This is a genomic window from Amycolatopsis sp. NPDC089917, from assembly GCF_040684635.1.
GTDB lineage: Bacteria > Actinomycetota > Actinomycetes > Mycobacteriales > Pseudonocardiaceae > Amycolatopsis.
This window is the reverse complement of sequence record NZ_JBFBGL010000084.1, coordinates 20,489-27,303: the sequence shown is the minus strand read 5'-3', so window position 1 is coordinate 27,303 and position 6,815 is coordinate 20,489. Positions and strand designations below refer to the sequence as shown.

Sequence of the window (6,815 nt, the reverse complement as noted above, 5' to 3'; positions counted from 1 at the left end):
GTCCACCCCGAACTGTGCGAGCAGGCGATACCGGCCGTCACCGACGACCCGGCCACTCACGACCACCCCGACCCACCGCGGCCCGGCCCCCGTCACCTTCCACCGATCTGCGAGGTGGGCGGCGATCTTCTAGCGTGACTTTTCATGCGGCGAACTCTGGACGTGGACGAGGTCCTGAAACGACAGGACTCGGGCGAGCTGAAACGCCGCCTCAAAGGGCGCGACCTGATCGGCTTCGGGGTCGGCATCATCATCGGCACCGGGATCTTCACGCTCGCCGGTGTCGAGGCGAAGTCGCACGCGGGCCCGTCGGTCACGCTGTCGTTCGTGCTCGGCGCCGTCGTGGCCGGGATGGCCGCTCTCTGTTACGCCGAACTCGCCTCCAGCGTGCCGACGGCGGGAAGCGCCTACACCTACGCCTTCGCCACGCTCGGTGAGACGTTCGCCTGGATCATCGGCTGGGACCTGCTGCTCGAGTTCGCCCTCGGCGCGGCCGTCGTGTCGCGCGGCTGGTCCGGCTATCTCGCGAATCTGATGGGGCTCTCCCCCGAGTGGTTCGGCGAAGACGCGAAGGTGAACATAGGCGCGGTCGCGATCATCGCCGTGCTGACCGTGATCGCCGTCATCGGGATCAAGGAGTCGGCGCGGGTGACGAATCTGCTCGTGCTGGTGAAGGTCGCGGTGTGCGTGCTGATCCTCGCGGTCGGCGTGTTCTACATCCGCGGCGAGAACCTCACGCCGTTCATCCCGCCCGCCCAGGCGCCCACGGAGACGGCCGGGACCCTGCACCAGCCGATCGTGCAGGCCGCGCTCGGGCTCGAACAGTCCGTCTACGGCATCGCCGGGATGGTGACGGCCGCCGCCGTGGTCTTCTTCGCCTACACCGGTTTCGAGGCGCTCGCCAACCTCGGCGAAGAGACCGTGAACCCCAAACGCGATCTGCGCGTCGGCATCCTCGGCGCCCTCGGCGTCTGCGCGTTGCTCTACATCGGGGTCTCGCTGGTGCTGACCGGGATGGTGCCGTTCACCGAGATCGACACGGGCGCCCCGCTCGCCGACGCCTTCGACCGGGTCGGGCAGCACTGGGTGGGCGCGCTGATCTCGCTCGGCGCGGTCACCGGGCTGACGTCGGTGATGATGGTGGAACTGGTGACGATCGGCCGGATCGGGTTCGCGATGGGCCGCGACGGCCTGCTGCCGAAGAAGTTCGGCACCGCGCATCCGCGCTGGGGCACGCCGCACCGGATGACCATCGCCGGCGCCGTGCTGATCGCGGTGCTCGCCGCCTTCGTCCCGATCTCCGAACTCGCCGACATGGTCAGCATCGGCGCGCTGTCGGCGATGATCATCGTCGCGCTGGCCGTCCCGGTGCTGCGCAAGCGCCGTCCGGACCTGGAGCGCCCGTTCACCGTGCCGTTCTCGCCGTACCTGCCCATCGTGGCGGCGCTGGCGTGCTTCTACCTGATGCTCAACCTGGACGTGATGACGTGGCTGCGGTTCGCCGCGTGGCTGGTGCTCGGTCTGCTGATCTACGTCTTCTACGGGCGCGGGCATTCCCGCTTCGCCAAGGACGACCTCAGCTCCACAGACCGGCCGTCGTGATCGCGGCGACGGCGGCTTCGGTGTCGCCGTCGTCCACCACGACGAGCATCCGCTTCAGTGCCGCGGCCATCCATTCCACCGGCTGGTCGTGCAACCCGTGATGACTATCCATAATGGACACCAGGGTGCCTTCGGCGCCGATCCGCATCCCGGCCGCCAGCACGAAATGTCCCCCGGGCGGGCGCCAGCGGGACGACCACAGCGGCGGGATGCCGGTGTCGAGGTAGTCGAGCAGCGCTCGCGCGGGCGTGTCGTGCGCGCCGAACTCGGCCGGGTCGACCTCCGCGATCACCGCGACTCGCGACAGCCTCCACAGCTCGGCCAGGAGCATGAACAACGACTGCGGCGACCGGTTCCCGGTAGCGGGAACCGCCGCGAGACGTTCGCCCGAGAACGACTCGATCGCCCGCGACAGACCCTCCACCGTGGTTCCCGACAAAGCCGCGACCTCGTCCTGGCCCGCGACGTCGAACCCGGCGGCGCGCAGGGCCGCCAAAGCCGTGAACGGTCCGGCGAGCCCGTCCTTCTGCGGGAGTTCGGCCCGCGCGACGGCGACCAGGTGTTCGCCGCCGGGCAGCCAGCGGCGGCCGGACAGTCCCGTCCGGTCGCCGTCGATTCCGGAGGACATCAGTCTTCGAACGTCCACGACTGCATGATGAACGGCCCCTCGTTCTCCGCCCCGGCCGCGGCGTAGGTCGCCAGCGCGGCGTCGTTGTCCGTCTCGACGCCGACCCACATCCCGCGGCAGCCGCGCTCCCGCGCGATCCCGGCCAGCGCGTCGACGAGGTCGCGGCCGATCCCGCGCCGCTGGTAGTCCGGGCTGACGTCGAGCTCGTTGAGGAACATCTCGGTGCCCTTGTCCGGATGCGTCACCTCGGTGCCGGTGATCATGCCCGCGGGTTCGCCGTCCTCGTACGCGATCAGGAGGTGGTTCTCTTCCCCCGCGAGGAACTTCTCGGACGCCGTCCGCCGCGCGGGCCCGTCGAACAGGTGCTGGGCGGCGACGACCTCCTCGACGGTCCTGGCCCGCCGGATCTCGGCCACGTGTCCTCCCGGTGCTGAAAGCGCCACAGACTGGTCAGTATCCCGCTCAGAGGGGCGCCGAGTCATCACGTTTCCCCGGGGAGCGCAGGGCCACCCCGGCGACGACGGCCAGCGTGCCGAGCGCCTCGGGCAGGCCCGGGACCTGCCGGAGCCAGAGGAAGCCGATCACGCCCGCCGTGACCGGCAGCAACGCGAGCAACAGCGCGAACCGGGCCTGCCCGGCCTTGCGCAGGACCACCTGATCGAGCGCGTACGGCACGACGGTCGAGAGCACCCCGACGCCGATGCCGAGCATCAGCAGACGTGGCGAAGACCACACCGCGCCCGTGCCGAGCGCCAGCGGCGACAGGACCACGGTGCCGACGGCGAACCCGACGGCCAGCCCGTCGATCCCGTTCCCGCCCGTCGCGACCCGGTTCCCGAGCAGGATGTACCCGGCCCAGGCGGCCGCCGCGCCCAGCGCGAAGAGCACGCCGAGCAGACTGCCTTCGAGCCGGACGTCCGCGATGGCGATCACCCCGGCCGCCACCAGCAGCAGCGCGAAGACGTCGCGGCGGGTCCTCGACCCGAAGGCCGCCACGACCACGGGCCCGGCGAACTCGAGGGCGACCGCGGTGCCCAGGGGCAGCCGGGCGATCGCCTCGTAGAAGAGCACGTTCATCCCGGCGGTGACGACGCCGAAAGCGCCCGCGAGGAAGAACGTGCGCCCGGTCCACGCCGAGCGGGGCGGCCTGCGCCACGCGAGGAGGACGATCGCCGCGCCGAGGCAGCGAAGCCATGCCACCCCCGCGGGGGAGGCGACCGAAAAGAGACCTACGGCGACGGCCGCACCGGCGTACATCGAAATTCCGCTGAGAACGAACAAGACCGGTGCCGGCACACTCGGGAGACGGTTCCGGACGACTGCGATGACCACCCTCGCATGGTGCCTGACATGGGAAAAGACCCTTCGACGGGGAGTCTTCTCCTACGTTGCGTGATTACGCTACGACATCCGAGGTAATTACCAGTGACAAATGAGACACCCGCACGGGAACACTTGCGGGCCGCCAAACGTCTGGAAGAGTGGAAGCACGAACACGGCGGGGCCGGGAACGAACGTTTCTGGTATCAGTGCCGAAGTGGTCGTAGCTGGATCGATGGCACCGGGCGACCGGTGCCGGGACGGAGGGAGACTCCAATGACTTCACCGACGCTCACCCGCCCCGAACTGACCGCTGCCGACCGATGCGACCGGTGTGGAGCTGCGGCACAGGTTCGAGCCATTCTCAGCACCGGTGGCGAGTTGCTCTTCTGTGGTCACCACGCCCGCGCACACGAAACGAAGCTCAAAGAAATGTCCGCGGACATTCAGCGGTAGTCCACCAGTCCACGACCACCCGGCGGCCGGCTACTCCCGAGGGAGAGAGCCGGCCGCCCTGTTTTTGTCCCCCAAAAACATACAGACAGCATGTATGTTAGTTCCATGACGACCGACCTCCTGGGCGAGACGCACGAGGTGGACCTCGGCGGCGCCCGTATCCGCTACCGCGACCGCGGCGAAGGCCCTCCTGTGGTCTTCGTGCACGGACTGCTGACCAATAGCCTGCTCTGGCGCGAGGTGGCCCCCGCGGTCGCCGACGCCGGCTTCCGCTGCCTGACCCCGGACTGGCCGCTCGGCTCGCACGAGATCCCGGTCCCCGGCGCCGACCTGAGCCCGCCGGGGGTCGCCGCGCTCATCGCGCGGTTCCTCGAAGTGCTCGACCTGACCGACGTCACCGTGGTCGCGAACGACACCGGCGGCGCGCTCACCCAGCTGCTCATGACGACGTCCCCGGAACGGGTGGGCCGCGTCGTGCTGACGCCGTCGGACTGCTTCGAGCACTTCCTGCCGCCGGCGTTGTCGGCACTGGGTCCGCTGGCGCGGATCCCCGGCGGCACCGCGACGGTGGTCCAGGCGTTGCGCTGGCGATGGCTGCTGAAGAGGACGGACTTCCTCTGGCTGGCCAAACGGCCGGTCCCGGACCACGTCCTGGACGCGTACCTGCTGCCCAGCAGACGGAGCCGGGAGATCCGCGACGACCTTCGCCGGTTCATGACGAGCGTCGACAAGCGCTACACGCTGACCGCGGCCGAGCGGCTCCCCGCGTTCGAGAAGCCGGTGCTGCTGGTCTGGGCGCCCGAGGACCGGCACTTCCCGCTGTGGCTGGGCCGCAGGCTCGCGGGTGTCCTGCCCGGCGCCGAACTCAAGACGATCGAGGACTCGTACACCTTCGTGCCGGAGGACCAGCCGGAGCGGCTGAGCGGCATGATGGTGGAATTCCTGCGTGCCCACGCCACGACGTAGCCAGACCGAACGATCGCAGTCGACGCAGGCCGCGTTGATCACCGCGGCGCGGAAGCTGTTCGCCGACCCGGGTTACGCCGCCGTCCCCGCCGACGAGATCGTCCGGGAGGCAGGCGTCACCCGGGGCGCGCTGTACCACCACTTCGGGGACAAGCAGGGGCTGTTCCGTGCCGTGATCGAGCAGATCGAAACGGAGATCACCGAGGAGCTCAAGGCGTTCGGGCAGTCGGTGGACGATCCGTGGGCGGCGGCCATCGGCGCGCTGGGCCACTTCCTGGACCTGTGCCTGCGGCCCGAGGTGGTGCGGATCTCGCTCACCGACGCCATCTCCGTCCTCGGCTGGCCTGCCTGGCGCGAACTGGAGAACCGGTACGGGCTGGGTCTGATCACGGAGTTCCTGGAAGGTGTCGCCGCGGAGGGGCGGCTGATCGACGCGCCGATCCCGGAACTCGCGCAGCTGGTGCTGAGCGCCTGCGCGGAGGCCGCGCTGATGATCGCGCACGCCGAAGATCGAGAAGCGGCGAAGGAGAAGTCCCTCGCCGCCCTGGTGGCCCTGCTGTCGGGTCTCGTGAAGCAGCCGCCGGTGTCATGAAAGGGTCGTTCAAGACGTTTTTCGTCTTGAACGACCCTTTCATGACACTCGCGTGAGCCTCAGACGGTGTCCAGGATCATTTCGAAGGCCGCCTCGGCGGCGCCGAGGAGCTTCACGTCCGCGCCCAGCGCCGAGCTCACGATCTGCGTCCCGCCCACGGCGCGGCTGACGAGGCTCCGCCGCCGGACCTCGGCCGCCACCGACTTCACGACCGAATCGGGCAGCACGGTGAGCAGGTCACCCAGCACGACCAGCTGCGGGCCGAGCAGGTTGACCACGTTCACCAGGCCCAGCGTCAGCCATTCCGCGAACTCCGAGAGCCGTTCCTCGGCCGCGTGCGGGTCCCGGCCGAGCTCGCGCAGCTCGAACAGGATCGCCCCGCGCGGGGTGTCCTCGGGCAGGTCGAGCGCGCGGCACAGGGCCGCTTCGCCGACCTCGGTCTCCCAGCAGCCGCTGGATCCGCAGTAGCAGGGACGGCCACCCGGCCGGATCGCCATGTGCCCGATCTCGCCGACGTAGCCTGCGCCACCGCGCAGCGACGAGCCGTCCGCGATGATCCCTCCCCCGACGCCGACGTCCGCGGAGACGTACACGGCGTCGGACGAGCCCCGCGCGGCGCCGCGCAGATGTTCGGCGATGGCCCCGAGTTCGGCGTCGTTGCCGACCAGGATGGGAATACGCAGCACACCGCCGAGCCGTTCCCCGAGCGCCACGTCGGTCCAGCGCAGGTTGGGCGCCTCGTGGACGTGCCCGTCCACCCGGCGGACTACGCCGGGCACGGACACCCCCGCGGCGATCGGCTGCACGCCGAGGTCGCCCGCCAGCACGGTGGTCGACTCGATCACGTGCGTGATCACCTCGTCGGCCTCCCGCATCCGGCCGCGGAGGTTCCAGCTGTTGCGCCCGAGGATCTGGCCGCCGAACCCGACCAGCGCGATCGCCACGTGTTCGACCTGCAGGTCGACCGCGAGCACCACCGCCGCGTGCGGCTGCGGCAGGACCAGGAGCGAGGGGCGGCCCGCCCCTCGTCCCGGCCTGGGGACCCGCTCCTCGACGACACCCGCTTCCGCGAGGCCGTCGACGAGGGTCTTGATGGTGCTGCGGTTGAGCCCGAGCTCGGTGGCCAGGGTCGCCCTGGTGCTCGGGCCGCTGACGTGCAGCAACCGGAGCAGGGTCGTGCGGTTGTGCCTGCGCACCTCGTCTGGTCGTGCAACGGGTGTGCTGGTCACGGACTTCATCATTCCATGCGGA

The 6,815-nt window shown here is 69.9% G+C and carries 8 protein-coding genes; 4 read left to right on the top strand and 4 right to left on the bottom strand.

Annotated elements, in window-relative coordinates; translation table 11 throughout:
* The first annotated feature begins 162 nt into the window (after positions 1-162).
* A complete protein-coding gene (locus AB0N89_RS36900) occupies positions 163-1,602 on the top strand; it encodes an amino acid permease (protein ID WP_364214965.1) in 1,440 nt (479 codons plus the stop codon).
* Here AB0N89_RS36900 and AB0N89_RS36895 read toward each other — a convergent pair.
* Genes AB0N89_RS36895 through AB0N89_RS36885 form a run of 3 tightly spaced genes read right to left on the bottom strand, consistent with a single transcriptional unit; the run spans position 1,577 to position 3,487 of the window.
* The gene (locus AB0N89_RS36895; protein WP_364214962.1) at positions 1,577-2,230 is read right to left on the bottom strand and encodes a hypothetical protein; all 654 of its coding nucleotides are present in this window, start codon (positions 2,228-2,230) and stop codon (positions 1,577-1,579) included. The genes AB0N89_RS36900 and AB0N89_RS36895 overlap by 26 nt on opposite strands.
* Positions 2,230-2,646 carry a GNAT family N-acetyltransferase gene (locus AB0N89_RS36890; RefSeq protein WP_364214959.1) on the bottom strand — a complete coding sequence of 139 codons (417 nt, stop codon included), beginning with the start codon at positions 2,644-2,646 and terminating at the stop codon, positions 2,230-2,232. Before AB0N89_RS36890 ends, AB0N89_RS36895 begins: the two co-directional genes overlap by 1 nt.
* Positions 2,647-2,692: 46 nt before the next feature.
* Complete coding sequence (locus tag AB0N89_RS36885; RefSeq protein ID WP_364214956.1) at positions 2,693-3,487, bottom strand: EamA family transporter; 795 nt, start codon at positions 3,485-3,487, stop codon at positions 2,693-2,695.
* A gap of 339 nt (positions 3,488-3,826) precedes the next feature.
* Between AB0N89_RS36885 and AB0N89_RS36880 the strand changes: the two genes are divergently transcribed.
* The 3 genes from AB0N89_RS36880 to AB0N89_RS36870 all read left to right on the top strand — a co-directional run bounded on the left by AB0N89_RS36880 (position 3,827) and on the right by AB0N89_RS36870 (position 5,564).
* A complete protein-coding gene (locus tag AB0N89_RS36880) occupies positions 3,827-4,006 on the top strand; it encodes a hypothetical protein (RefSeq protein ID WP_016332937.1) in 180 nt (59 codons plus the stop codon).
* Between the two features lie 105 nt (positions 4,007-4,111).
* Positions 4,112-4,972, top strand: a complete 861-nt coding sequence (locus AB0N89_RS36875) for an alpha/beta hydrolase (protein WP_364214953.1) — start codon at positions 4,112-4,114, stop codon at positions 4,970-4,972.
* Positions 4,953-5,564 carry a TetR/AcrR family transcriptional regulator gene (locus tag AB0N89_RS36870; protein WP_364214950.1) on the top strand — a complete coding sequence of 204 codons (612 nt, stop codon included), beginning with the start codon at positions 4,953-4,955 and terminating at the stop codon, positions 5,562-5,564. Before AB0N89_RS36875 ends, AB0N89_RS36870 begins: the two co-directional genes overlap by 20 nt.
* Positions 5,565-5,623: 59 nt before the next feature.
* Here the strand turns inward: AB0N89_RS36870 and AB0N89_RS36865 are convergent, their stop codons facing one another.
* Positions 5,624-6,805: an ROK family protein gene (locus tag AB0N89_RS36865; RefSeq protein WP_364214947.1), complete on the bottom strand. Its 1,182-nt coding sequence runs from the start codon at positions 6,803-6,805 to the stop codon at positions 5,624-5,626.
* Positions 6,806-6,815 lie beyond the last annotated feature (10 nt).